Origin of the sequence: Nitrosovibrio sp. Nv17, from assembly GCF_900119085.1 — a bacterium.
In the GTDB taxonomy this organism is placed as follows: domain Bacteria; phylum Pseudomonadota; class Gammaproteobacteria; order Burkholderiales; family Nitrosomonadaceae; genus Nitrosospira.
The window spans coordinates 1-22,853 of the sequence record NZ_FPIQ01000003.1 but is presented as its reverse complement, the minus strand read 5'-3'; the positions used below and the strand labels follow the sequence as shown (position 1 = coordinate 22,853).

Here is a 22,853-nt window from a genome sequence, read left to right as displayed (position 1 = left end):
GAAGGTGGGTAGCACGCAAGTCCGGGCGCTCCGGATCGCTTCCCGGGAATGCATCCCGAGCGGTGCGTCGATAGGGTTTGCCGGTATGTATTCCCTTTCTCCCCCTCCTTCGCCGGCCAGTTGATCGTTCGACGAATCTCGCGAGCGGTTTTCCCGCTCCTTCTGATATTTGCAGGTGGCATGCCGGGCGGCAGCGCCGCCGACTCATCGATGCCGCATCGATCGGAAACCGGCGACGGGCCATCCGTCATCATTTCCGCACCGCCACCCTTGCAAGGCCTGCTCGAAACCCATTTTCAGCTGCCCGTGGAGCCGATCGCGGATGATATCGCCCGTGCCGCGCTGATGCGCCGCGCACGCCAGGAGATGGGCGAACTTCTGGCGACGGAAGGCTATTTCACTCCGTCCCTGTCACTCCATGCAGCGCCGGGCGCCGTGCCGGTGCTGACGATCGAGCCGGGCGTGCGCACCCTGGTCGCCGAAGTGCGCATTGATTTCAAGGGAGATCTCGCCATCGACACACCCGAGCGGCGCGCACGCATCGAAAGCCTTCGAACGGCATGGTCCCTGGGGGTCGGCAGCCCCTTTCGCTCGGGGGCCTGGGAAGAGGCCAAGGCGGCATTGATCTCGAGCGTGTCGCGGGATGACTACGTCGCCGCCGTCATCGACGAGAGCCGGGCAGAGGTGGATCCCGTGTCGGCGCGCGTGCGCCTGTCGGTCGCCGTGGATTCGGGCCCAGCCTTTCGGTACGGGCCCGTGGTGATCAAGGGTCTGGATCGCTACGATCAGAAGCTGATACACAATCTGGTTCCCTTCCAGGCTGGGGATCCTTACCGCCGTGACCAGCTGCAGGCTTTCCAGGCGCGGCTTCAGAACCTGATCCAGTTCGGCTCGGCACTGGTCAGCGTGGAACCGGACGTAGCGGCGCACCAGGCTGTCCCGGTCGAGGTGGCGCTCTCGGAAGCGCAATCGCAGCGCGTCTCGCTGGGTGGGGGCTACAGTTCCAATACCGGTGTGCGTGGCGAAGCCAGCTATGCGAATCACAACTTCCTGGGCAGGGCGCTGCGACTGGGCAGCCTCCTGCGACTGGAGCAGAAGCGGCAATCGCTGTCGGTGTCGGTCGATGGTGTCGTGAACCGGGAAGGCAGGTGGTATTCCCTGGGCGCAATCGTCGACCGAACCTCCATCCAGGACCTTGTGACCCTGCGCGAGAAGGTGGTGCTGAACCGGAATCAGCGCCTGGGAAATACCGAAACACGGATCGGAGTCAACTGGCAACGGGAAGACCGGGATCCAAAGGGAGGCCTGCAACAGACCAACGAGACGCTGGTTCTGGATGGACAGCTGCGCTACCGCTCGGTGGACGATCCTCTGTTCCCGCGCGATGGCAGCATGGTGGAGGTACGCGTCGGCGGCGGCAGCAGGCACGTTCTGTCAGACCAGAGTTTTTTGCGTACCTACTTTCGCCACCAGTACTGGCATCCGGTGGGTTCGCGGCACGTGCTGTTCCTGCGCGCCGAGGCCGGCTACACTTTCGCCGGATCCCGCTTCGGCATTCCCCAGGAGTACCTGTTTCGCGCGGGGGGCATCCAGTCCGTGCGAGGCTACGCCTTTCAGAGCCTGGGAGTGAGGGAGGGGAGCGCGGTGGTGGGAGCAACGGCGATGGCGACGGGCACCGTGGAGTACAACCATTGGATCACACCCGGCTGGGGCGCGGCGGTATTCGTCGATGCCGGGGATGCCGCCGACGGCGTACGCCACCTCGATCCGGTCGTCGGCTACGGCGGCGGGGTTCGCTGGCGCAGTCCGGTGGGGCCGCTCGCGCTGGACCTCGCGCGTGGTCATCGCGACGGCAAGCTGCGGCTGCATTTCTCGATCGCAGTGGCATTCTGACCATGCCGCATTCCGCCGCCGTCCATGATGTGCTGCCATGATACCTGTTGATCCAGGAGAGGTGCCGCGCGACGCGCCATCCTCCCGGCCGGGGAAGCGGCGGTGGGGATCGGCCGCATGGCTCATCGTGCTGCTCCCCGGAATCCTGGCCTGGCTGTTCCTTACTGCCCCCGGGCTCGTGCTGCTGGGTGCGATCCTGTCCATCGCGACCGGCGGCGGCGTGAGATTCGATGGATTGGAGGGTACCCTGTCCGGCCCGCTCGCTGCGCGCAGCGTATACCTCGCGAGCGGGGACACGCGCATCGTTGCGCGGGATGTGCGCCTGGATTGGGAGGCGGATGCGCTGTTGGACGGGCGATTGGAGATCATCGCGCTCACGGCGGGCGACGTTGAAATCGCTGCGCCTGTCACTTCCACCGCGGCATCCCTGCCCTCCAGCCTGGAATTCCCGCTGGCGCTGTCGGTGCGCCAGCTTGCCATCGGCAGGCTGCGCATGCTTCAGGCCGAGGCCGCCGTGGTGGATTTCGAGGCCATGGACCTTGCGGCCGTCCTTGCAAGCGACGGTCGCGGGCATCGATTCAGTCTGGATGCCCGAATCGGATCAGGCAATCTGACCGCATCCGGGGAACTGCAGGGTACCCTGCCATTTGCGCTGGACGTCCGTGCCGGGTTCGGGGGGGGCAGCCCGGGCACGATGTTTTCTCATTTGCCCCAGCCGCCCGACATCCAGCTTATGGCCCACTTTACCGGCAGCCTGGAGCAACTCGACGTCGACTGGAAGATGGAGGAGCGGAACACGGATCTCGCCGCCGCCGGCAGGGCGAGGTTGCGCCCATATGCAACGCATCCGATCGCAGCCTTGCAGTTGTCGGTCAGTCATCTCGATCCGCGGGCGATCTGGCCGGGAGCGCCGGCCGCCAGCCTCGCAGTCCAGGCCGATGTGCACGAGACGCATCCCGGACAGCTGGAAGGTGGAATGACGATGGAGAATCGGGCTGCGGCTCCGCTCGATCGCGGCGGCTTCCCGCTGCAACGGATGCGCGCCCGCATCATGCTGTCCGGGGAATCGCTGCGGCTGGGGGAACTGGTGCTCGCCTTTGAAGGGGGAGGCCGGATCTCCGGGGACGTGGCGTGGCTGCGAGGCGTCGATCAGGCCCTGGCAGACTTGGCGCTCGACCGGATCGACCCCGCCACCCTGGATAGCCGTCTGCATGCGGCCCGCCTGAGCGGGGTCATGAGGCTGGAAGGGGATGCTCATGCCCAGCGGGCATCGCTGGCGCTTCGGGACCAGGCGCTGGGGATCGACCTCATGGCGGAAAGGACGGGCGATACGCTGGCGCTGAGCAGTCTGCGACTCGGTCATGGCGCGTCGACACTGACCGGCCACGGCGTGCTGGAGCTCGATGGGCGCCAATCCTTTGCGTTCGAGGGCGGACTGCGGCAGTTCGATCTGTCGGCATTTGCGCGGGTACCACCCACCCGTCTCGACGCGACACTCGAATTGCGAGGCGAGCGGGTGCCGCGGCTGTCCGGCACGATGCGCTTCGACGTGCGCGGCAATTGGGTGGCCGGGCAGCCTGTGCGAGGGGAGGGAAGGATCGGATTTTCTGGCGAGACCCTTGCGGCGGCGCAGGCTTCGGGGAAGGTGGATCTCCGGGTGGGCGTCAACCACCTGTCTGCGCAGGGAGAGCTGGGCCGCAAGGGCGAGCGCCTGCAATTGGCGTTGACGGCCCCCATGCTGGAGCAGATCGGATATGGACTGGGCGGTTCCCTGACGGTGGCCGCCAGCCTGAAAGGGCGGGTTGCGGGGGGCGAGCGGGTATGGCCGGACGTGGTCTTCAGCGCGCAGGGGAACACGCTGGTTTTTCCAGGCTGCCATCGCTTGCGGCATTTCCAGGCCGATGGCAGGCTGCAGGGGGATGTTGTGGCGCTGGAAGCGGCTGCAGCCGACTATGCAACAACAACGGGAACCCGGCTCCAGGAGCTGCGCCTCACCGTAGACGGCAGCCGGGCGCGGCACCGGCTGCAGGCAATCGTGCGTCAGGAAGGCCGCCGCCTGAACCTGCGGGCCGAGGGCGGGATGCAACCGCCGGAAAAGCCTGCGGCATGGACGGGGACGCTCGTGGAGCTCAGCGTGGAGAGTGGATTGCCGTTGCGCCTGGTGCGCAGCGTCCCCCTGGAGATCGGGGAGCGGCGCGCCACGCTCGGGGCGGCGGAATTCGCCGTGGCCGGGGGCAGCCTGAAGCTCGTCGAGACAGCGTGGGAACCTGGGCGTTGGGTCAGCCGCGGCATGTTCAGCGGTATGCGTCTGCGCCTGGCCGACCTGGTTGTGACGGATGAGGAGGGAACTGGCCCTGCGTTGCATCTGGGCGGAGACTGGAGCCTGACATCGGCGGCCCAGCTGGTGGGCAGCCTCAAGGTCGGGCGCGAGCAGGGGGACTGGGTGCTTCCCGGAAGTGCGTCTTCCCGCCACCTCGGCTTGCAGGTCCTGCAGCTTTCCGCCCGCGCCGGGGAGGGACGCGTCACCGCACAGCTCGATGTGCAGGGCGAGCAGTTGGGCGCCATGCGCGCCCGAGTTTCCGCGCCGCTGGGCTCGGCCGCGGAGGGGAGCGCCGATGGGGTATTGCCGCCTGGCGCGCCTGTCGATGGCCAGCTGTCGCTGGAGATGGAGGATGCCTCCTGGCTGGGGCCGCTCGTCGACATCAATCTGAGAAGTGGCGGGCGTATCCTGCTGGAGGCGGATGTGGTGGGGACCGTGGGGAGGCCACGGCTGAAAGGGCGGATTCAGGGCGATGGGCTGGTCCTCGCACTCCTGGACCAGGGCGTGCGGCTCGAGCAGGGCAGATTGGCGGCACGCTTCGATGATGAGGCGCTACACATGGATGTCCTGAGTTTTGCCGCCCCGCATGCGCCGCCTCCGGCCGATCGCCTGCTCAGAGGCGCGGGCATGCCGGCTGAGACGGCAACTTCACGGTTTTCGGGAATTACCGCTTTCCTGGGGGAATACGGCGGATTTGGCGAGGCGTCGCCACGGAGCCGTCCGTCCGATGACCGCATCTCGGGGGAGATGGCGCTGCCGGACGGCCCCGGCAGCCTTCAGGCATCCGGCACCCTGAACTTCAGGGATGACTACGGCAATCTGGAATTCGCGCTGGTGCGCCTTCCCGTTTCGCAGCGGCCGGATCGATGGGTCATCCTGTCGGGAAAAGGGCGGGCCCGTTTCGACAGGAATGCCCTGACCCTGGACGGGAATCTCGTGGCGGATGCCGGGCTGATCGCGCAGCCGCAGGGTGGCCGCCCGCAACTGGCGGAAGACGTCGTCGTGACAGGGCGGGAAGTCTCCGAACGAAAGGCGCTGCGTATCAGGCTGGGTGTGGAACTCGATCTTGGAAGGCAATTCTATATACGGGCATCGGGCCTGGAGGGGCGGCTGGACGGCCGGCTGCACGTCAGTGGAGAACCCGGCCAGTCGTTGCGGACCACCGGTACGATCACTGCGCGCAACGCCAGTTTCGAGGCCTATGGGCAGCGTCTGGCAGTGGAGCGCGGCATCGTGAATTTTCAGGGCGCGATGAACGATCCGGGCCTGAACGTACTGGCAGTGCGCAAGGGGCTGCCGGTGGAGGCCGGTGTCGAGGTGACCGGCAGCGTGCGCCAGCCCGTGGTCCGGCTGGTATCCACCCCCGCTGTCTCCGACCTGGAAAAGCTTTCCTGGATCACCCTGGGGCGCCCCCCGGAAGGAAAGGCCGATGCATCATTGCTGCTGACCGCCGCCAATGCCATCCTCGGCAGCCAGTCCGGCGGGGTCACGGAAAAGATCGCGCAGGTACTGGGCGTGGATGACATCTCCATACGGCAGGCGCAACCCCTCGGAGGGGATGTGCTTGCCGGTCAGATCGGCACCGTCGGCAAGCGCCTGTCGAGCCGTGCCTATATCAGCTACGAACAGGCGCTGACTGCGGCAGCAGGGATCACCAAGCTTACCTACAGCCTGACGCCGAGGATCACGATCGTTACCCGGGCGGGTATCGACAACGCGATAGATGTGCTCTACACTCTGCGCTTCGACTGAGGGAATTATTATTTAATAATTAGATATCTATCGATGCGCAGGCCAGGGATGGCGGCTCCGTCATTCGTGGCGGGAGGTATCGGTTCCACCGGAGTTGATGCAAGGATGAGAGATCGGATGCGCGTACGGATATCGATCGGGAGGGAAAGCAAGGGCGTTCCGGAGGGAGCAGCCCGAGGAGCCCAGCCTTGAGCGGAGAAGAGGGATTGCAGCCGCTGGAGATCGTCGCCAACGCCCCTGGCATGGTGTTCCAATATGTGAGGAGCGAGGATGATCAGGATCGCATACCCTTCGTCAGCGACCAGTGCTTCAATCTGCTCGGCATTCCCGCCGAAACCCTGCAGGCGAATCCGGGTCTGTTCATGAGCCTCGTGCTGGAGGAAGACCAGGAGTCGCTGCGGCGCTCCCGCAGCCAGTCGGCGATCCATCTGAGTACCTGGAGCTGGGAGGGACGCCTGAGGATCGAGGCGTTCCATGACGTGAAGTGGGTAAGCCTGCGGGCCAGTCCGCGCAGGGAACCGGGCGTGGGCGTGATATGGGAGGGAATCCTCGTCAATGTCACCCAGAGCAGGCAGCGGGAAACCCGGCTCAGGCAATCCCACGATCGCCTGCGGGAGGTTTCGCTGCACGTCATTGCGGCGAGAGAGCATGAACGCATCCGCATCGCCCGCGAAATCCACGACGACCTCGGAGGCAATCTTACCGCGATCAAGATCGACCTGGATTGGCTCACCCGCCACATCGCCGATGACGACATGCTGCTGCTGGAAAAGCTTCGTACCGTGGAGCAGTTGATCAATCGCACGATCGATTCGATACGGCGCATATCGCGAGACCTGCGCCCGGGCATCATGGACTTCGGCATCGTCGCGGCGATCGAATGGGAAGCCAGGGAGTTCAGCAGGCGACTGGGTATTGCCTGCGACGTCCGTTGTGGCGACCAGGATATCGAGCTGGACCAGGATGCGATGGTCTCCGTCTTCCGCATCCTGCAGGAAGCCCTGACCAACATCGCCAAGCACGCGCATGCCTCGCACGTATCGGTACGGTTGAACCAGGTGGAGCCGCCGGGATCCGCTCAGCCAGAGCTGGTGCTGGAAGTGCGCGACGATGGATGCGGCATCACGCCGACAGGACGCGAGAAACCTGATTCCTTCGGCATACGCGGGATGGTGGAACGCGCCGGGCTGCTCGACGGCGAACTGGTCGTGGAGGGAGCGCCGGGAAAGGGCACCACGGTGCGCCTGTCGATGCCGCTTCCCGGTACGTGCGGCCGGTCGCGATCGTCGCTGCGGCAGAGATCATGAATATCCTGATCGTGGACGATCACGCCATCGTCCGCCAGGGATTGCGACAGATCCTGCTGGAAAGCAGCGAGGCTGCCGCGATCGGGGAGGCGCACTCCGGCTCGGATGCAATCCGGCAGATTCGCGAGGGCTCGTGGAGCGTGGTGATCCTGGACATTTCCCTGCCGGACAGAAACGGCATCGATATCCTGAAGCAGATCAAGAAAGAATGCCCCAAGACCCCGGTGCTGATGTTCAGCATGCATGACGAAGGCCTGTATGCGATCCGGGCGTTGAAGGCGGGCGCATCGGGGTATCTCACCAAGCACAGCGCTCCCGATGAGCTGATGACGGCGATCCGGCAGGTGATGCGGGGACGCAAATACCTCACGTCGACCCTGGCGGAGGCGATCGCCGACAGCCTTGGCGTCGACCACGAGCGCTCTCCCCATGAGATGCTGTCCGAACGCGAGTACCAGACCCTGTGTCTGATCGCCTCGGGCAAGAACCTGACCACCGTAGCCGAGGAGATGAGGCTGTCCGTCAAGACCGTCAGCGTCTATCGCGCACGCCTGCTGGAGAAGATGAGGCTCAAGAACAACGCGGAGCTTACCCGCTATGCCATCGAGAAAGGCCTCGTCTGAGCGGCGTCAGGCTAGCTGCAGGGGGCCATGGTCGTCGCAGTGCCCACCATGAGGGTGGTGCAGATGGCCGGCGACGAGATAATCGACATGATCCCCGTGCGGGACGGACTCATGGCCGCAGCCGGGGCCATGAGCGTGCGTGGACACATGACCGCCGCAGGGATGCCCGGAGGTGCATGCATCCGGGTTGACGGCGCTTATCTCGAGTATATGTTCATCGACGTGATCCCTGTGCGGGTGGTGCAGGTGGCCGTCGTGCAGATAGTCCACATGTCCGTGGTGGAGCACGCCGGTGTGGCCGCAGCCCGGTCCATGTGCATGCGCATGGCCTTCGTGCCGGGATAGATCGCATCGCGTCATGTCGTTTCTCCTAGTGAACGCAAACTGGGTCGCAGCCGGATCCGCCACTCGCGCGGAGCGCCTTGTCCATATCGGCGTATCCTTCAGGTTTCGGCCGGCCGTATCCCGATATGTCCCTGGATTCTTTCGTCCTTCCCATCTTCCGTCCGGAAGGCAACGGGTTCGCGCCGCCACACTCTGGATTGGGAATGCCTGAACATCTTCTTGATGAAAATTTCCGCGCCGTGGTCGATCAAGGGGCCGGGAGGGGTTGCAAGTGCATCATCCTGGTCGTGTTTCTCCACTGTTTCCTCCAATTCGAAGCGTAAAGAACACCGGAAAGTTCAGCACCCCCGTGCCATACGGCTCGAACTTCATCCAGCAGGCCATGTCCCGATACCAACTTGCTGCGATATGCCACCGCGTCCTTGTATACAGACGTACCCGGCCCCGACGTCTTCACCAAGATGGATACGACGCCGCCTCACCGGTCCGGCGGCGGCATATAAGGATTAGTCCGTCCGGGAGAACCTTTGGTTCCGCGCAGGCAAGAGAATCAAGAAACCGCTGGATAGGGGTGGGTCTTTCGCCCACGGATGCGGAGGGGAAAATCGGAGTCGCCTAAACGTTCGGTTGTTCACACTAGCTGTGGATAAATATGTGGATAAGCTATGGGTAGGGAGAGTAAGTCGGCTTGTCACATTGAAATTTCGTTATTTGCCCATTTTTTGAACGTTATGATTATATCAATTTAAACATGTGCTTATCATTTCATATCGAATCCATGCGGGTTTCGATTCGCCATTGCTCATTTTTTGTGACGAATGTGGATTATTCTGGAATGTCAAGCGATATTCGAAGATGATGCGATGACAAGAACCGGGAACCAGCCAGGGCCTGTCAACATTTTCTGTTGCAGTTGAAATCGGTCACCGTTGCGAGCGTGAAACGAGTGTTGACCGGCCCTGGCGTATCCCGCGTTCGAACCGACTTGCGCAGCACTCTGCCATCGGAGAAAACCGTGGCTTCAGTATCCGCCCTTGGGTTGGGAAGGATTATCGTGCGGTTTCGTCGTATCGTTCCGGGTGTCGCGCTCCTTGCTTTCATTCCGGTGGCGCCCGAGTTCATTATCCCGGGCATTTTCGCGACGATCCTGACCCAGTTCCTCCTCGGGTATGCCGGGGCCGGCTCCACGGGGCGAGGATCCTTGCTCCTGGATCGTGTATTCATCGGTCTGCACAGGCGGGGTGCCGATGGGGTAGTCCTGCGCCTGCACGGTCCCCGCGAGGGCCAGCACCCCCATCCATCCCCAAGCTCGTGCAGACAAAACCGAAAGTGATTTCATGATCGTCTCCCTGAATTGATCCATCAAGATTGCTGCACGTATAATAGTCATTTTCTTCTTACGGCACAGTGCGCTATCACACGGACACGCCGCTCGGAATCAATTATTCCGTCATGAAGCCCGGACGGATGCGATCAGCGGATCGTGCCGGGTAACGACGGAAGCCAGCCGATCTTCCAGCAGGGAACCATTGGTGGCGTGTTGAGATATCGTGCGTTTGCCTTATTTGTCGTTCTGGCCAGCCTGAGCATCGTCCAGGCATACGCATTCGATATCACAACCCAGGATGGTTTCAGGATTCTGGCGGATGACGGCAATCTCGAAGTGATCCTGGGAGCGCGTGCGCACCTTGATGTCCACGCGTTCAACGACGACAGCGCCAGGCCGGGACAGCTGCCCTTCGGCAGCCAGGTGCCCGGTAGCCATCCGGACGGCGGCTTCAACTTCCGGCGCGGCTATACCGATATCACGGTCAGGTTTCATGACCTGAGCCTCAAATTCCAGAATGATTTCGCTGCAGGAACCTTTCCGGGCAGCCTGCGGGAAGCCTGGGTGGGAGCCAGGGTGGGTCCGGGCCAATTGACGATTGGCCAGTTCAAGCCCTACCGCGGCATGGAGGAACTGGCGAGCTCGAATGAGATCACTCTGCTGGAACGCCCCTCGACTTCGTCCACCGGGGTCTATGCCGGCAGGCAATGGCTGATGGGGGTGGGATACAAGGGCTTGTATGCTGAAAAGGTGGGCTATGCCGCACATGTCATGAGCATGACGCATTTCGGTATGCCGGTAGCCGGGTCGAGCATCGGCGGACGGCTGTTCTGGGCGCCATTGTCGGAAGAAGGAAACACGCTGCATCTTGGATTTTCCTACAGCATGGATCATTCGGAGGCGGATTCTCTGCCTGCGAAAGTCGTCGATATCTACGGCGGACGACGTGGAGTCAGCTTCTCCCTGGGCACCGCCGGCAGTGCGGGCTCATCCGGGGGCGGCGACCAGTCGACCTTCGGCGCGGAGGCCGCCTATGCCCTGGGGCCGGTGACTCTGCAGGGAGAATATGTGAGTTCGAGGCTCGAGCACACCCACGCGACAGGAGGCATGCCGAGGAACTCCACGGTACAGGCATACTACGTGCAGGCCAGCTGGTTCGCCACCGGAGAAAGATCGATCTACAGCAAGGAGCGGGGCGCCTTTGGCAAGCCCCGCCCGCTTCGCAAGTGGGGCGCGCTTGAGTTCGCCGCACGCTACGACAGGGCAGAGAATCTGAATCAAAGCCTGCTGGCGGACCCCTGTCGCACCGGTACATCGAAATGCCAGGTACAGATCATCACGCTGGGAATCAACTGGTATGTGCGCAAGAATTGGCGCTTCATGCTCAATTACTACTTTACCGATGCGGCGATCGGTCATGCGTCCATGCACGCGCAGAATCGGAACGATACGCTTTCGGCAGTGTCTTTCCGTACCCAGTTGGGCTTCTGAGCCATGCCGGCGGTGGCCGGCTGGCCTGCCACCGCCGCGACCTGCGCTACATGCGCTCGATATATTCGCCGCTGTCGGTGTTGATCTTGATTTTCTCGCCCTCCAGAATGAAGGGTGGAACCATGACGACGAGCCCCGTCTCCATCGTGGCCGGCTTGTAGGAGCTGGTGGCGGTCGCGCCCTTGAGATTGGGCTCGGTGGCGGTGATGGTCAGTATCACGCTGGGGGGAAGCTGCACCCCGATGGCGCGTTCGTTGTGGAAATTGACCTGCACGTCGGTGTTCGGCAGCAGGAACTCGTACTGGCCCTCCAGGAATTCCTGCGACAGGTTCAGCTGCTCGTAGTTTTCCTTATCCATGAAGATGTAGCCATCGCCGTCCTGATACAAAAATGTCATGTCGCGCGGTTCCACGAAGGCACGTTCCACCTTGTCCTCGGTGCGGATGCGCTGGTTGGTCTTGGTGCCCGCCTCGATGTCCTTCATCTCCACCTGCATGAAGGCGCCACCGCGTCCGCCGACATGGACATGGTAACATTTGAGGACACGCCAGATACGTTTGTCCCATTCGATCAGGTTGCCGACCCGAATTTCCGTTGCTAAGACCTTGGCCATTGTTTTTCCAGTGAATTCAATCGATGTGGAGTGGAAGTGAAGAGCGTGCATTCTACTATAAAAGGTCGATCGGAGCCGATGCAATCCACGTTTTCGGCGGAATGCCGGCAATGCCCGCGGCTGGCCGGTTTTCTCGATGAGGTGCGGAGCCGTCATCCCCGCTACCACGCCCGGCCCGTTCCCGCCTTCGGCGATGCCGCACCGCGGCTGCTCATCGTCGGCCTGGCGCCGGGCATGCACGGGGCCAACCGCACCGGCAGGCCTTTCACCGGCGACTTCGCCGGCATCCTGCTGTACCGCACGCTGTACAAGTTCGGCTTCGCCAGCCACGAGGGTTCGGCCGATCCGGGGGATGGCCTGCGCCTGGTGGATTGTCGCGTCACCAACGCGGTGAAGTGCCTGCCGCCGCAGAACAAGCCCGAGCCGGCCGAGGTACGCCGCTGCAACGGCTACCTGGCGGCAGAGATTGCCGCTTTCATGCGTACGGGGGGCGTTGCCTTGCTCGCCCTGGGCGCGGTCGCGCATCGCGCCGTACTCATGGCCCTGGGGCTCCGCGGGGCGGATCACGCTTTCGGACACGGCGCCATCCACACCCTCCCGGATGACCTGACGCTGTATGACAGCTACCACTGCAGCCGTTACAATACCCAGACCCGGCGCCTGACCGCCGGGATGTTCGAGCAGGTGTTCGCGAACATCCAAGCCGACCTGGCCACGCGTTCCATCCTGCAGGATCGGGACTCAAACCAATGGAGATGATGCATGCCCTATGTCAACATTCGCATCGCCGGCTCGCTCAGCCGCGAGCAGAAGCAGGAGATCGCCCGGGAGATCACGGAAACGCTCGAGCGCGTCGCCCATAAGCCGAAGTCCTACACCTACATCGCCTTCGACGAATTGCCTGGCGAGAACTGGGCCATCGCAGGCAATCTGCTGGGCAAGGAAGACTGAGCGCATTGCCGGAGGCCCCACCTTTCGACGCCAGGGCATTCTGCGCCGGCCTGCCCGCGCAGCCCGGCGTCTACCGCATGCTGAATGCGAAAGGGGAGGTGCTTTACGTCGGCAAGGCGGTCGACCTGAGAAAGCGCGTCGCTTCCTATTTCCAGAAGACGGGCCTGGCTCCCCGCACCCGGCTGATGGTGTCGCAGGTCGCCGGCGTCGAGACCACGGTGACGCGCTCCGAGGCGGAAGCGCTCCTGCTCGAGAACAACCTGATCAAGGCGCTGTCACCCCGCTACAACATCCTGTTCCGGGATGACAAGTCCTACCCCTATGTGGTACTGACGGGACACCGGTTTCCCAGGCTCGGCTTCTACCGGGGCGCGCTGGACAGGCGGCACCGCTACTTCGGTCCCTTTCCCAATACGGGCGTGGTACGGGAGAGCATCCAGCTGCTGCAGAAAGTATTCCGGCTGCGCACCTGCGAAGACAGCGTCTTCAGCAACCGCACCCGGCCCTGCCTGCTCTACCAGATCAGGCGCTGCAGCGGCCCGTGCGTGAACCTGATCGGCGAGGACGCCTACGGTGCGGATGCCAGGGCCGCGGCCTTGTTTCTGGAAGGCAAGCAGACGGAAGCCGTGGAGAGCATCACGAGAAAGATGCAGGAGGCCGCAGCTGCCCAGGCGTACGAGCAGGCAGCGGTGTTTCGCGACCAGATCCAGTCGCTCCGCAAGATCCGGGAGCGGCAATTCGTCGACAACGGCAGGGCGCTCGATGCCGATGTCATTGCATGTGCCCTCGAGGGCGACGGAGATGACGGGAGCATCGGGAGCGGCCGGGTATGCGTCAACCTGGCGATGATCAGGGGAGGGCGCCACCTGGGCGACAAGAGCTTCTTCCCGCAGAATGCTGAAGGCTGCGACCCCGCTTCGGTGGTGGAGGCCTTCCTGGCCCAGCACTACCTGCAGCGGGAGGCGCCGGGCCTCGTCGTCGTGGGCGAGAAGATCCGGCGGGAGGCCTTGCAGGCGATGCTTGCGGGAGCATCCGGCCGCCGGGTGACCATCAGCACCGCTCCCACTGGCGAGCGGCGCAGGTGGCTGGACATGGCGGCAGAGAACGCACGGATCGCCCTGGAGCAGATGCTGGGCAGGCAGGCGAGCCAGGAAGCGCGTCTGCAGGCGCTGCAGCAGGCGCTGGATATGCCGGGGATCGGGCGTATCGAATGTTTCGACATCAGCCATTCCCAGGGAGAGGCCACGATCGCTTCCTGCGTGGTCTACGACAACCATGCCATGCGCAACAGCGAGTACCGCCGCTACAACATCGGCGGATTGGCACCCGGAGACGATTACGCGGCGATGCGCGCCGCCCTGTCGCGGCGCTACCACAGAGTCGCCGAAGGCGAGGGCAGGTTGCCCGACCTGATACTGATCGATGGCGGAAAGGGGCAGGTGAGTGCGGCGCAGGAAGCGCTCGCCGAACTCGGGGTGAACGACGCCAACCTGCTGGGCGTGGCGAAAGGGGAAATGCGCAAACCGGGACTGGAACAACTGGTTTTCCCCGGGATGCAAAAGCCGCTACAATTGCCACGGGATCATCCTGGACTGCACCTGATCCAGCAGATTCGCGACGAAGCCCATCGCTTCGCCATCCATGGCCATCGTGCCAGGCTCGGCAGGTCGCGTACCCGTTCGAGCCTGGAGCAGATCGAAGGTGTCGGCGCCAAGCGCCGCCAGAACTTGCTGGCGCGGTTCGGCGGATTGAAGGGCGTGCTGACCGCCAGCATCGAAGAGTTGCAGCAGACCGATGGAATCAGCCGATCACTGGCGGAAAGGATCTACAAGGAACTGCACTGAGGCCACCGGCCTTCGCTCATCCTGTGCCCTGGCCGCCGGATCCGGGCACGCATCGCGAACCTATGTCCCTTAATCTTCCCAATGTCCTGACCTGGATGCGCATCCTCGCGATTCCGCTGTTCGTCGGCATCTTCTATTTCCCGCCCGCATGGCTGTCGCAGTCCGACCAGAACCTGATCGCCACCATCATCTTCACCGGCGCCGCCGTGACCGATTGGCTCGATGGCTATCTTGCGCGGGCGCTCAAGCAGACCTCCGCATTCGGGGCCTTTCTCGATCCGGTGGCGGACAAGCTGATGGTGGCCGCTGCCCTGATCGTGCTGGTCCACTTGAGCCGCCTGGATGCGTTGATCGCCTTCATCATCATCGGCCGCGAGATCACGATCTCGGCCCTGCGCGAATGGATGGCGCAGATCGGCCGTGGCAAGGGATTGGCGGTTTCCTTCCTCGGAAAACTGAAGACGACGTCGCAGATGGCGGCCATACCGCTGCTGCTGTACCACGACAGGATAGGCGAGCGTTTCGATCCCCAGGTAGTGGGGACGTGGCTGATCTACCTGGCCGCGATCCTCACGCTGTGGTCGATGGGATACTACCTGAAGGTTGCGATCCCGCAGGCCCTGAAGCACGGCTGATGCCCCGCGCCGCGCCGCCCTTCCTTGACAAAGGGTGCAGCATCCTTATAATGCCAGCATTGTTTTTCGCGGGAATAGCTCAGTGGTAGAGCACAACCTTGCCAAGGTTGGGGTCGCGAGTTCGAGCCTCGTTTCCCGCTCCAAGTTATGATCTACAGACTTCCACTGACGTCTGTAAGTCGTTGAAAAGAGGGGCTTCGGCCCCTTTTTTCATTCCAGCGAGCGCCACGGAAATCCACCCACAGCTACCGTTTTTGAGTGACCAATTGAGGCACAAGAATGCGGTTGGGACGGCTGCCGGATAGTTGCTGGGGCTGAGCGGGAACCATGACGAGCATAGGCCTAAGTCATAACTTAGGAGCCTCGAAATGGCACTCTCTGATCTGACCGTCCGGCAGGCAAGGACCACCGGCAAGCGCTACACCCTCTCCGACAACGACTGCCTGGGCCTGATGGTCTCTGCCGCAGGCGGCAAGTCGTGGATTTTCCGCTACTACTGGCTGGGCAAGCAGAAGCGCTTGTCCCTCGGCGGCTATCCCGCCCTCAGCCTGCGCGAGGCCCGCGGGGAGCGGGACAAGGCCCAGGCCCTGCTCGCCCGGGGGGTCGATCCTCAAATCGAACGCGACCAGCGTCGGCACGCAGCCAAGCTGGCGGGCGAATACACCTTCAAGATTGTTTTTGATGCCTGGGTCGAGCATCGCCGCAAGGAACTCAAGGAAGGCCGCCAGAGCACGCTGTCGCAGATCCTGCGCATCTTCAACAAGGACGTGCTGCCCACCCTAGGGAAGATGTCGATCTACGACATTCGCCGGCCCCAGCTTGTGGGCGTCGTGGCGGCGATCGAGAAGCGCAAGGCGTTCACCACCGCCGAGAAGGTGCGCACCTGGTTCAACCAGATGTTTCGCTATGCCCTGGTCATTGCAGAGGGACTGGACGTCAACCCGGCTGCGGACCTGGACGTGGTAGCTGAACCCAAGCCTCCGGTGGCGCACAACCCCTACCTGCACCTTCCCGAACTGCCAGAGTTCCTTCAGAAGCTCCGGCTCTACAACCCCCGTGGCTGGCAGACCCAGCTTGGCGTCCGTCTGCTGTTCCTGACGGGGGTGCGCACAGGCGAGTTGCGGCTGGCCGAACCTGAGCAATTCGACCTCGACCGCGGCTTGTGGATCATCCCGCCGCAGGTCGTCAAGCAGCTCCAGGACGAAATGCGCAAGGCCGGCAAGCGGCCGCAGGACGTGCCGCCCTACATCGTGCCCTTGTCCCTGCAGGCCATCGAGATCGTGCGCTATCTCCTGGGCGTGATGCGGCCGGCGCAGAAGTACCTGCTGTCGCACCGCAGCGAACTCAAGAGGCGCATCAGCGAGAACACCCTCAACAAGGCCGTGCAACTCATGGGGTATGAGGGGCGCCTGACCGGCCATGGCATCCGCGGCACCATCTCGACGGCGCTCAACGAGATCGGCTACCCGAAGATTTGGGTGGACGCACAGCTTTCGCACTCCGATCCGAACAAGGTCAGCTCGGCCTACAACCACGCCAAGTACGTGGAGCCCCGCCGCCGGATGATGCAGGACTGGGCCGATCGCCTCGACCTGCTCGAACAGGGCGAAGTGGAAGCCGCGAGTGCGCACCTGACCATCCGCATCGACGGCGTGCCGGCGATGGCTGAAGTGGAGGAAGCGCTGGGTGCGGTGGGTGCCGCCCCCACGGCGGCCGAGCCCGCTGTCCCCGGCGTGCCGCCGGTGGTGGCCACGCCCATCGTCGTGACCCCCAACAGCGGCGGAATCACGTTCCAGCGGCTGTCGCAGGTGCCGCCGCCTCCGATGCATGCCCCGGAGCCGGAAGTCTCAGCGATCCAGCGCGAGCGCGAGGAAATGCTGGCCGTCTACGAGTCGCCGAACAATCTGCCGGTTCCTCTGTTCGGCAAGCTGGCCGGCAAGTCCAAGGACCAGATCAACCGCGAGCTGAAGGCGGGCAAGCTCCTGTCGATCAGCCTGGGCAACCGGGGGCAGCGGGTTCCCGACTGGCAACTGGTACCGCTCAAGCACAAGCTGGCCCAAGTGCTCATGAACCAATGCCTGCACGCGGATTCGTGGGAGCTGTACCGCATGCTGACCGAGCCTCACCCCGACCTGGGTGATCGTGCGGCTATCGATGCGGTCACGCCGACCAACGTGCCCGCGATCATCCGCGTCATCATGGGTGACTACCAGCGCCACGAGGATGGGCCCGAGGCCGTTGCCTTGCGGCCCATTCCCGAGGATGTGCGGCTGAGCGTCCGTCGGCTGGTGGACAGCGCGGCAGTACTTGAGGGGGCCTAACCCCCTTCAAACTACGGCCGGGGTCATAGCTCCGGCCGTAGGGATGTTATTACGTGGCTTCGGCCCCGGCGACTTGCATCGCTCTGCGCTCGAACCGCTCCGAAGCGGAGTCGGTTTGCGCGTGGCGTCGCTGCAGGTAGGTCACGATTTCATAGGGGCCGTCGGCGAGCGGTCGCATGGTGATACCCCAGCCGTGGGCACGCTCGATGCGCGTTTGCGCAGATACCCCGATGCCATAGCCGGCCGCAACCCATAGCGCCAGCATCTCGAATGAAGTCACCCGCTGGATGTTCTCCTCGTCCAACGGCATGAGGGAGGCCAGCCTTCCATCCAGCAGAGGACAGTCCTCGGCCTGCCAGCGATAGATCGGGTAGTCTTGAAGACCGGCGACGGTGAGCTTTGCCCGGTCGAGTAAATGGAACCGCAGCGGCACGGCGACAGCCATGCTCTCGGCCCACAAAGGTTGCGTCTTGAGGCCTGGGTCGCTGGCCCCCTGAAGCGACATTCCTGCGTCGTAGCGACCGTCCTGAATACCCGCGACCAATTCGTCACCTGTTACCGCAGAAAACGTGAGCCTGACGTTTGGCTCTTCTGCGCGCTGTAGGGCCAGCAACTTGGAGAGCTGAAACGACGGCACACCCGGCGCGATGGCAAGCCGGAGGCGGGATGATCGGCTGGTGATGCTGTGCATAAGCGCCGCGCAGAAGAGAGGCTAGGCAGGTCGAGGTGCGAGCTAGCATGACGGGAAAGAGAGAAGTTTAACGTCTCCAAACTTAACGTGGTTAATTTTCGCAGTTTGATCGACCCTTCTGCCGATGCAGAAGACCACTATTCAGCCTGGACGTCCGTCTGGCACAACCACGTATGACTCCAAGCCAGCATTGGCATTCGGACAGGCCGTGCGCGCGGCTCGCGTCGCGCAAGGCGTCGCACAGGATGAGTTCGCTTCTAGGGCAGGCATTGCACGCTCGCATATGGGAAAAATTGAACGTGGAGAACATGTACCTACGCTTCCGCTCATACTGAAAATTTCTATAGCACTCGGAATAAGTGCGGCCGAGCTTATGGCCGCAACCGAACACAATCTGAGTTTAAGCGCTGATTCGTGAGAAAATTATTTCAGTCGATCGTCGAAACCCTCACGCAGTCGGGAAATAAAACGCTCCAATGAAGCACTCAAGTCACTACTTGCTGATCGTAGTAGGTAAGTAGTGATTACTGCTGATTTCACCGCCAGGGGGCGGATCACTACATCCTGACGTTGGCTGACCGGAATCTTGTTTGCAGAGATAAAGCCGACGCCGTAACCTGCTCCCACCAGAGTCAGCATCATGTCCAGTGAGGACACGTGTTCAACGACATTCTGATTCCCCACTGGCCCCAGGAGTCGAGTCAGCTCGCGGCAGTAGCCCTCGCATATCCGCGGGTCACACAACACAAGTGGGTGGCCTCCCAGTTTATGAAGTGGAATCTCCTTATGGGCAAGCAACTCATGTAGTGCGGGCAAAGCGATCACAATTGGATCTCGCCAGATTGGCACGGCGACAATGCCATCGCTGACTTCATCGGTGTGCGCGAGACCGATCGTAAAGTCGCCCGACCGAAGCCCGCGCAACTGTTCGGCCAAGGGCACTTCGCACATACGTATCTCCATTTCCGGCTCTTCCACACGGCAGCGAGCCAAGAATGCTGACAGTCGGGGATCGAGAGCTCCATCGGATACGGCGATGCGCAGGCTGCCCCGCCTACCTGCTGCGATGGCCCTGGCATTCTCTTGCGCTTGTTCCAAGACCGTGAATAGTCGGCGAGTGTCTTGCAAGAATGCAGCTCCGGCTGCTGTCAGGCGCGTACCTCTGCGATCCCGATCAAAGAGCACAACCCCCAGTTCGTCTTCCAGCTCTTTGATCGCTCGCGACAATGGCGGCTGCTCGATATGTAGGCGCTCAGCAGCGCGTGTGAAGTGCAATTCCTCGGCCAATGCGACAAAGCAACGAAGATGGCGTAGTTCCATGTACCTTATTTCCTAATCTCAAGCACATCGGGCCACATATCTTCAGACGGCCTTGGTAACTTCGAGCCAAGTGATGAGTGCAGGTCATCTGCAAGAACAGCATGCTGCCTGCATTGAGTTCTTCGCTGCATCTGTCGGACCGCAAGCGCGAAGAGGCCACGGCAAGAGGCCCCGCAGCTTACTGCAAACGCAAAGTCCAGCAATCACTTGAAAAATGAGCTGGCGACGCTGCTATTCAAGGCGAGACGGAAAGTTTCTCTCCATCCACTTTTTTTCCAATTTTCAAAGCGTTCTTGGCATCCGGGTTGCCATGTAAGGATGAATGAACGCTGATCACGGATTTCGACTCGGCGTGGTGTGAACTCTGTGTGAGATTGCCAGCACCATTATTCGTAGAAATGTTGTGCCGCAGTTCAAAGCGATAAAGCAGATGAAGCAATATTTTTCGATATACTTCATCGCCCTCGTGGGCATCTTCCATGCCAATATCGATGTTTGGATTGTCATTGACCTCAATAACAAACGACTGTTCTCCGTTGGATTTGATGTCAATGCCGTAGAGTCCATCGCCGATTAGATTTGCCGATTTACTCGCCAGCTCCAGTATCGATAAGGGCACGTCCGACAACGGGACGGATTCAACGCGCCCCTCCTGGAAATTGCCGTTGGCGGCGTGCTTGATGATCTGCCAATGGTCTTTGCACATGTGGTAGCGCGCCGCGAATAACGGCTTGCCATCCAAAACACCGATCCGCCAATCGAAGGGTGTATACATGAACTCCTGTGCCAGAATGACGTCGGATTCCTTGAGCATTTCACGCGCGATCTCAACCAATTGCGTCGCGTCCTCCGCCTTTTTGACGCTGAGACTAAAGGCGCCATCAGGCACCTTCAGCACCACCGGATAAGGCAGCAATCTGGCCGCCGTGTTCAGACTGTGCTTGCTCAACAAGAACGTCTGAGGTGTCGGCACGTCGTGGCCTTTCAGAAGTTCTGCAAGATACGCCTTGTTGGTGCATCGCAAGATCGACGTTGGATCGTCAATCACAGGCATATTGGCCATTTCTGCCTTGCGTGCAAACTGGAACGTGTGATCAGATACTGCAGTCGTTTCCCGGATGAACAAGGCATCGAATTGGGTCAAGCGAGAAAAATCTTTCTTTTCGATCAATTCGACGGAAATATCAAGCTCTTCTCCAATATCGACAATCTTGCTCAGTGTTTTCAGGTTCGATGGAGGCAGAGGATCTTTCGGGTCATGCAGTATGGCGACCGCCATGCGGTACGTGCGGGGTCGCGGAGCTGGATTCCAGGTCCTTCGGGTGAACTTGGCGAGGCCTCGCGTAAAGACGCCATCCTGTTCCGCACTGATGTCCGCAGGCTTGAGCGGTTGTATGGCCGCGACCTCCCACACTTCCGACTTGGCTGCGCGCTCCACTTCAATCTCCAATAGCGGGCACTGGAACATTTCGAAGCTCTTGCGGGCAAGATTGGCAAGCTGCGGGTCCTCTATTTCTCCGAAGAACACGTGCAGGGTGAGGCTGCGGACTGATCGAGGAACCTCTTTCAGCGGGCCGACAAGGGAGTTCAGCGTCGGCAGCATGCTTGCCTGCGGCTTGCGGCGTGCGAGATCCAGGATGGTTTCGACGCTCGGAGTCACTCGATCTCCGCGAGCCTCCGCGAGCAGCGAACAGTAGTACCCGACACTCAGGTAACTGTAGCTACGGCACAAATTGATGATCTTGCGCGGCCGGCTTCGTATTCGCGGGCCATCCGCAAGGAAGTGTTCTGCCGTGACGACCTCCATGTCTGGGTCGCTCCAGCGAAAATCGCTTGGTTTCTCGACGATGATCAGATGGTCCGAATTCATTGGGAGCTCTAAATGCAAAAGAATCGTTGCTCCGGCCATCGATCATGGCCGGAATGGGGGGCGCTCGAACTGCGTGGCCTAACCAGGCGGCGCCTGGTTCCAGTCGATGTTTGAATTGTCCGCTTTCCTGACGGCCGCTTTCGTGGCGATATCAGGACGCAACTGCTTGCGAAAACGGATGGCACTCGCGCCATCGGCGTAGTAATTGCGGATTGGAGCACCAAATGGCGTGTAGCCTAGTGCGCGAAATAGCGCGTGCGCGCGCACATTGTCAATGCGACTTTCCAGACGCACTTCGGTGCAACCGTGCGCCGTTGCTGCGCGGGAAACTTCATTTGTGAGAAGGTGGCCGATTCCGGAGCGTTGGCAGCCGCTCTTGACGGCAATCGAATAAAGGCGAGCAATCTGAGATCGCTTGCGCATGAGAATTACCGCACTACCTACGACCATGGCGCCTGCCTCTGCCACCAGTACAATGGCCGAGGCACTCTTTGATAGGGCGCGCCAGCTTCTTCGCGATATTCGATCAAAAGCGAACGATTGTTCTTCAAGCTCTATGAGCTGCTCGATATCCTGGTGGTCGGCCAGCCTAATGCGGGTTTTTGTCATCTGCTTTGTGAAGAACTCGAACTTCGCTTGCGGCGCGTGGGGTACTCAATGAGCACCCATGCAAGAAGCAGCGGAACCACAATGGCGAGAATAGCCAGCATGAAGTGTAGAAACTCATTCAACACGATGAGATTCCAAATGCTTGGGCGCTGATCGGTTCGCGCGCCATTTCTCGACGCGGTTGGCCAAGCGGAAGAACGCGATGAACCCGACGACGACGACGGCTACAAAGGTAATGTCCTGGAGGAATTGAGGCACTGGGGGGGCGTCCGATGGTCCTTGATAGTCACCTAAACCATACGCCGCGGCGGTCAAGAGCGTCGTAAATTCGGCATAAAGTCTCGCCCTGTAGGCGGTGCCGCGAGGCGTTCCCGTAACACTGACTCCCTGCCGCAGGGCTTCTCAAGCGGCACCCCTCATCAAATTTACGCAGAAGTTATGACGCGACCAAGGACTTAGGCGAATACTGCTGCATGGCAATTTCGCCATTCGATTGCGAAAAAGAACATGCGCGCTCAAATCTTCAAGTCCCTGGCGGGCGTCGCTGCGGTATGCGGCGGTGTCATGGTTGCTACGCTGCCGTCTGTAGCAACCGCACAAGTCACTGGCTGTCGCATCCCGGACGATTGCATAGACTCTAAACGCTATCCCCTCTTCATGGCCAGAGCGGTCCTGCAAGAGTTGATAGAGTCCTTGCAATCTACCCAGGGAGTAAAGCCATGTTGATTGCCCTGCACAAGAACGCCCGCACCACGCCCGCCGTGCGTGCCGAGATCGCAGCCAGCAACGAGCCAGCCAACGTCCTGGCCCTGCGCTTCGGGATCACTGAGCAGACGGTTTACAAATGGAAGAAGCGCGATGTTTTTGCAGACCGCTCGCATACGGCCCATCACCTGCAGACCGTGCTCACGCCTGCGCAAGAGACCGTGGTGCTCCACCTC

At 61.6% G+C, this 22,853-nt stretch carries 18 protein-coding genes, 1 tRNA gene and 1 pseudogene; 14 read left to right on the top strand and 6 right to left on the bottom strand.

Going from position 1 to position 22,853, the window contains the following annotated elements; translation table 11 throughout:
- Positions 1 to 180 precede the first annotated feature (180 nt).
- From BT108_RS02760 to BT108_RS13755, 5 genes are all read left to right on the top strand, one after another.
- Positions 181 to 1,893 carry an autotransporter assembly complex protein TamA gene (locus BT108_RS02760; protein WP_072293032.1) on the top strand — a complete coding sequence of 571 codons (1,713 nt, stop codon included), beginning with the start codon at positions 181 to 183 and terminating at the stop codon, positions 1,891 to 1,893.
- A 37-nt stretch (positions 1,894 to 1,930) separates the two neighbouring features.
- Positions 1,931 to 5,965, top strand: coding sequence for a translocation/assembly module TamB domain-containing protein (locus BT108_RS02755; protein WP_072293031.1), 4,035 nt, complete (start codon positions 1,931 to 1,933; stop codon positions 5,963 to 5,965).
- A 188-nt stretch (positions 5,966 to 6,153) separates the two neighbouring features.
- Positions 6,154 to 7,272 carry a sensor histidine kinase gene (locus tag BT108_RS02750; RefSeq protein WP_255369584.1) on the top strand — a complete coding sequence of 373 codons (1,119 nt, stop codon included), beginning with the start codon at positions 6,154 to 6,156 and terminating at the stop codon, positions 7,270 to 7,272.
- Positions 7,269 to 7,895 carry a response regulator gene (locus tag BT108_RS02745; protein WP_072293141.1) on the top strand — a complete coding sequence of 209 codons (627 nt, stop codon included), beginning with the start codon at positions 7,269 to 7,271 and terminating at the stop codon, positions 7,893 to 7,895. Before BT108_RS02750 ends, BT108_RS02745 begins: the two co-directional genes overlap by 4 nt.
- A gap of 27 nt (positions 7,896 to 7,922) precedes the next feature.
- Positions 7,923 to 8,240, top strand: coding sequence for a hypothetical protein (locus BT108_RS13755; protein ID WP_177257234.1), 318 nt, complete (start codon positions 7,923 to 7,925; stop codon positions 8,238 to 8,240).
- A 1,021-nt stretch (positions 8,241 to 9,261) separates the two neighbouring features.
- On the opposite strand, the gene BT108_RS02735 is transcribed toward BT108_RS13755, so the two are convergent.
- On the bottom strand, positions 9,262 to 9,579 hold the full coding sequence (locus BT108_RS02735) for a hypothetical protein (protein ID WP_143142368.1): 318 nt from the start codon (positions 9,577 to 9,579) through the stop codon (positions 9,262 to 9,264).
- 144 nt (positions 9,580 to 9,723) lie between these two features.
- On the opposite strand from BT108_RS02735, the gene BT108_RS02730 reads away from it, so the two are divergent.
- Positions 9,724 to 11,058 carry an OprO/OprP family phosphate-selective porin gene (locus BT108_RS02730; protein WP_255369583.1) on the top strand — a complete coding sequence of 445 codons (1,335 nt, stop codon included), beginning with the start codon at positions 9,724 to 9,726 and terminating at the stop codon, positions 11,056 to 11,058.
- A gap of 46 nt (positions 11,059 to 11,104) precedes the next feature.
- Here the strand turns inward: BT108_RS02730 and efp are convergent, their stop codons facing one another.
- Positions 11,105 to 11,671 carry an elongation factor P gene (efp, locus tag BT108_RS02725; protein WP_072293028.1) on the bottom strand — a complete coding sequence of 189 codons (567 nt, stop codon included), beginning with the start codon at positions 11,669 to 11,671 and terminating at the stop codon, positions 11,105 to 11,107.
- A 78-nt stretch (positions 11,672 to 11,749) separates the two neighbouring features.
- Between efp and BT108_RS02720 the strand changes: the two genes are divergently transcribed.
- The 6 genes from BT108_RS02720 (at position 11,750) to BT108_RS02695 (ending at position 17,422) form a co-directional block, all read left to right on the top strand.
- Positions 11,750 to 12,430, top strand: a complete 681-nt coding sequence (locus BT108_RS02720) for a uracil-DNA glycosylase (protein WP_072293027.1) — start codon at positions 11,750 to 11,752, stop codon at positions 12,428 to 12,430.
- 3 nt (positions 12,431 to 12,433) lie between these two features.
- Positions 12,434 to 12,622, top strand: coding sequence for a tautomerase family protein (locus BT108_RS02715; protein WP_072293026.1), 189 nt, complete (start codon positions 12,434 to 12,436; stop codon positions 12,620 to 12,622).
- Positions 12,623 to 12,627: 5 nt separating this feature from the next.
- Positions 12,628 to 14,466 carry an excinuclease ABC subunit UvrC gene (gene uvrC / locus BT108_RS02710; RefSeq protein WP_072293025.1) on the top strand — a complete coding sequence of 613 codons (1,839 nt, stop codon included), beginning with the start codon at positions 12,628 to 12,630 and terminating at the stop codon, positions 14,464 to 14,466.
- 62 nt (positions 14,467 to 14,528) lie between these two features.
- Positions 14,529 to 15,101 carry a CDP-diacylglycerol--glycerol-3-phosphate 3-phosphatidyltransferase gene (gene pgsA / locus BT108_RS02705; RefSeq protein WP_072293024.1) on the top strand — a complete coding sequence of 191 codons (573 nt, stop codon included), beginning with the start codon at positions 14,529 to 14,531 and terminating at the stop codon, positions 15,099 to 15,101.
- A gap of 68 nt (positions 15,102 to 15,169) precedes the next feature.
- Positions 15,170 to 15,244, top strand: a tRNA-Gly gene (locus tag BT108_RS02700).
- Positions 15,245 to 15,469: 225 nt separating this feature from the next.
- A complete protein-coding gene (locus BT108_RS02695; RefSeq protein WP_072293023.1) occupies positions 15,470 to 17,422 on the top strand; it encodes a tyrosine-type recombinase/integrase in 1,953 nt (650 codons plus the stop codon).
- Between the two features lie 49 nt (positions 17,423 to 17,471).
- Here the strand turns inward: BT108_RS02695 and BT108_RS02690 are convergent, their stop codons facing one another.
- Positions 17,472 to 18,113, bottom strand: coding sequence for a substrate-binding domain-containing protein (locus BT108_RS02690; protein WP_072293022.1), 642 nt, complete (start codon positions 18,111 to 18,113; stop codon positions 17,472 to 17,474).
- Between the two features lie 124 nt (positions 18,114 to 18,237).
- Here BT108_RS02690 and BT108_RS02685 point away from each other — a divergent pair, with 124 nt between their 5' ends.
- The gene (locus tag BT108_RS02685) at positions 18,238 to 18,531 is read left to right on the top strand and encodes a helix-turn-helix domain-containing protein (RefSeq protein WP_072293021.1); all 294 of its coding nucleotides are present in this window, start codon (positions 18,238 to 18,240) and stop codon (positions 18,529 to 18,531) included.
- Positions 18,532 to 18,536: 5 nt separating this feature from the next.
- On the opposite strand, the gene BT108_RS02680 is transcribed toward BT108_RS02685, so the two are convergent.
- The 3 genes from BT108_RS02680 to BT108_RS02670 form a co-directional block, all read right to left on the bottom strand.
- On the bottom strand, positions 18,537 to 19,433 hold the full coding sequence (locus tag BT108_RS02680; RefSeq protein ID WP_072293020.1) for a LysR family transcriptional regulator: 897 nt from the start codon (positions 19,431 to 19,433) through the stop codon (positions 18,537 to 18,539).
- 235 nt (positions 19,434 to 19,668) lie between these two features.
- Entirely contained in the window at positions 19,669 to 21,342 is a 1,674-nt protein-coding gene (locus tag BT108_RS02675; RefSeq protein ID WP_072293019.1) for a RimK family protein, read from the bottom strand.
- Positions 21,343 to 21,381: 39 nt separating this feature from the next.
- The gene (locus tag BT108_RS02670) at positions 21,382 to 21,912 is read right to left on the bottom strand and encodes a GNAT family N-acetyltransferase (RefSeq protein WP_072293018.1); all 531 of its coding nucleotides are present in this window, start codon (positions 21,910 to 21,912) and stop codon (positions 21,382 to 21,384) included.
- A gap of 719 nt (positions 21,913 to 22,631) precedes the next feature.
- Between BT108_RS02670 and BT108_RS02665 the strand changes: the two are divergent.
- Positions 22,632 to 22,853: pseudogene (locus BT108_RS02665) on the top strand (helix-turn-helix domain-containing protein); the annotation flags it as partial.